The organism is uncultured Gimesia sp. (genome assembly GCF_937919775.1).
In the GTDB taxonomy this organism is placed as follows: Bacteria; Planctomycetota; Planctomycetia; order Planctomycetales; family Planctomycetaceae; genus Gimesia.
The window spans coordinates 1-3,589 of record NZ_CALFPF010000717.1 but is presented as its reverse complement, the minus strand read 5'-3'; the positions used below and the strand labels follow the sequence as shown (position 1 = coordinate 3,589).

The 3,589-nt window shown below is 51.4% G+C and carries 3 protein-coding genes; all 3 read left to right on the top strand.

Annotated elements, in window-relative coordinates:
- On the top strand, positions 1–661 hold a 661-nt coding region (locus Q0294_RS20250), incomplete at its 5' end, for a HEAT repeat domain-containing protein (protein WP_299469080.1).
- Between the two features lie 471 nt (positions 662–1,132).
- Entirely contained in the window at positions 1,133–1,651 is a 519-nt protein-coding gene (locus Q0294_RS20245) for a Rieske (2Fe-2S) protein (RefSeq protein ID WP_299469078.1), read from the top strand.
- 79 nt (positions 1,652–1,730) lie between these two features.
- Positions 1,731–3,589, top strand: a 1,859-nt coding sequence (locus Q0294_RS20240; protein ID WP_299469076.1) for a cytochrome b N-terminal domain-containing protein, incomplete at its 3' end; no start/stop codon positions are given.

Genomic DNA, 3,589 nt, shown 5'->3' with positions numbered 1-3,589 from the left:
ACCAGCTCCTAAAGCCTGCTGTGCTCCTGCTCCACAAGCATGTGCCGCACCAGCTCCTAAAGCCTGCTGTGCTCCTGCTCCTAAGACTTGTGCCGCACCAGCTGCTGAGTCTTGCTGCAACGAAAAACCTTGCTGCAACGCAGATCCTTGCGAAATCGCAGAACTGATCTATCAGTCACAAACAGCTTGTTATGCTAAGCACCGTCGCAAAGCAATTCACAAGCTGGGTGACAAGTTCACCTGCGAATGCAATCCTGAAATCATGTGTGCTTTCATCTACGCTTTGAACGACGCTGACGAACGTGTTCGTGCTAAAGCTGCTGATGAAATCGGCGACCAGCTTCGCAAGAACAGCTGCTGCTGCTCACCTGAGCTGACTGCTGCTCTGACATGTGCTCTGGGTGACTGCGACAAAAAGGTTGTTCGTGAAGCTACTCAAGCTCTGAGACTCTGCGGATACGATGTTGTCGAAGGTTGCTGCGATACACCATGCTGCCACGCTGGATGTGCTCCTGCCGGATGCTCACCATCAGCAGCTCCTGCAGCTCCTGCTCCAACCTCAGATCCTAAGGCTTACTTCCCCAGCCGTCTGCAAAATCAAAAGCAGACTCGTCGTCTGAGCGGAAACAGCCTGTCAAACCTGTTCGGTCTGATTGACTGATCAATCAAACCTTCAGCTAGACTGAATTGAAGAATCAAACGGCTCTCCTGTAAAGGGGAGCCGTTTTTTTTTTGTCTTCAAGAAATCAAGCATCCGGGATTGTACTTCCTCTATTCTGGACATTACAATCCTAATTAACTAACTCCATTGCCTTAAAAACAGGAAGTCACTAGAGTTAAAATAAACATTCGTAATCGATTGCAGGATCTGTTAATATAAAGTTTACCTTCCAATGATTACTGAAAGCGACGAGTTTACGTTTCGGAAAAGTAGATTGTTACTTCCCTCCTCACCAGCGACTCACTAAAACGAGAAGCATCCTGCCAGAAAGTACTACATAAGTGTCACAGTTCGCGATTAAACAAAACTAACCGTAACCCTTAAAGGCACATGTTGTTTGATTCAGAAATCAAATAGTTATCCTCCGACATCTGATCAACAGCCGGCATTTCCGATTTGAAGGTTCTCACCATGCGACGTCGAAAATTCCTCAAATACTGCACCAGTATCTTAGGTTCCGTCTACGCCACAATCCTGGTCGTACCCGGGTTGGGGTTTTTGTTTTCGACTCTCAAACGAGGTCAACAAAAAGAGGCAACCTACAAACTGGCCAAACTGAACGACCTGGCGCCAGGTGTTCCCCAGCGATTTACTATTATTGACCATCGCGACGATGCGTGGACTAAATACCCGTCCGGTCCGATCGGGTCGGTCTGGATCAGTAAGGCCGAAGATGGAACCGTGACGGCTTTCTCATCCACCTGTCCCCATCTGGGATGCGTAGTGGATTATATCCCCGGCGATGAAGTATTTTTCTGCCCGTGCCATGCAGCGACTTTTCAAACAGACGGCGCGATGGTGAGCGGCCCACAACCTCGCGGCATGGATGAGCTGAAAACTTCGATCGAAAAAGTCCGGGGAGAGCAGTGGGTGAGCGTGGAATATCAGAGGTTTGCAACCGGAATCGCAGAAAAAGAACCGATCGGCTGACGCTGACTGATACGCTTCAAACCCTGCTGCCTTACTCCGTTGATGAAAATATTTTAATTTCCCATAGGGAGATGTTTCAGTGCTGTCAGAAAAAACCAAACAGTGGCTCGATGAGCGAACCGGCTACCAGAACTTCCTGCATGCAATCTTTCTGTTGAATTTTCCGACGAAAAGACGTTCCCGCTGGCAAAATATCTGGGGAGGCGCGCTGGTATTACTGATGCTGGTGGAAATCGTGACCGGCACCTTATTGATGACGGTCTACAGCCCGTCTGAAGCGGCAGCCTGGGGCAGTGTGCATTATATTGAAACGCAGGTCGATCTGGGCTGGTTTGTGCGCGGTCTGCATCACTACACGGCCCATATGATGATTGTCGCCGTAGTCATACATATCTTCCTGGTCATCATTTCCGCCGGTTATCGCAAGCCGAAAGAATTTATTTACTGGACCAGCCTGCTGATCGGCGGGGTCATCATCGGATTAACGGTGACCGGAAACCCGCTTCCCTGGGATCAGAAAGGTTACTGGTCCTATCAAATTGAAACAGGAATCGCCGGCACCATGCCCGTGATCGGTTCCACCCTCCGCTCCTTAGTGATCGGAGGCAGCGAGTTCGGAAACCTCACGTTAACACGACTCTATACAATTCACGTCATCGTTCTACCCGTGATCGCCATGCTGCTGTTCACAATCCACCTGGCGCTGGTTCGCCGTGATCGTCTGCGTACCGCAAAAATCAAAGAAGCGGACAATGATCCGGAGATCGACTTCGAACTCGACGAAGACGATCCCGTGAAAGATGAAATCACACAACCTTACTGGCCTTATCAGACAACCCGCACGCTGGTATTAACGCTGGTGCTGGTCGGCATCGTGATCATGCAGATCATGATTTATCCCGCTCTCAAAAACCAGCATGTCGGCTCCGAGCTGCTGGGATGGGAGGCAGATCTTCCTGCCAGTGAGATCAAACTGGAAGCCCCCGCAGACAGTTCGCTCCCCTTTGTCGCGCGACCGGAATGGTTTGTCCGCTTTCTGTTCGAACTCAGACACATGGTCCCCAAGGAACTCGAAGTTTTAGTCACAGCCGTGCTGCCGGGCGTGATTCTTGCCATTCTGATCCTGGTCCCGTTTTATGAAAAAGTTCTGGGAGAAAAATGGGGACAGAGGCTGGCGATCTTCGTGTATGTCGGCGGTCTGCTGATTATTTCCGGCATCAGCTGGTATGGTATCAAAACAGAACGCAGTGCCCCCGACTATGCATTGAACCGCTCGCAGGAAATCGCGTACGCCGCGCGCGCTTCCTGGCTGGCCCACAAAAACGGCGTTCCTCCGGAGGGGCCCGCTTCGTTATTGCGAAATGATCCCAAATCAATCGGGCCGCTGATATTTGCGCGCCACTGCGGTATCTGTCACACCTGGAACGGCCATGACGGAACCGGGCACAATATCATGGAAATGAAGGACGGCAAAAAAGTCAAAGCGACTCCCCGTGCTTCGGATCTGGCCGGATTTGCCACGACAAAATGGCTGGCGGAATTTCTGACGGACCCAAAATCCCCCAAATTCTTTGGCCATCTCGGCACAACCAAGGGGGGAGACGCCATCCTGAACGGAGACATGAGCGACTGGGCCGCCAGCTACGTGGGCCCGGAAGGAGTTCTCACGAAAGAAGACATTGAAGCCGTCGCGGCACTCGTCGCCCGCGAAGCCAAACACAGAGATTTTGAACCGGTCAGCGAAACAGTCATCCAGCGCGGCATTTCTGTTTTCAGCGGTAAAGAGTTCAAGGATAAAACAGGCAAAGTGGTCGATTTTGACGGCTACTGTGCTCAGTGCCACGCCATGAAAGCCGGCGATCCCGAAGAGGAAGGGGGAGGTGCTGCCCCCGATTTCAACGGCTACGGCTCCGAAAAATGGCTCTCAGATTTCATTCG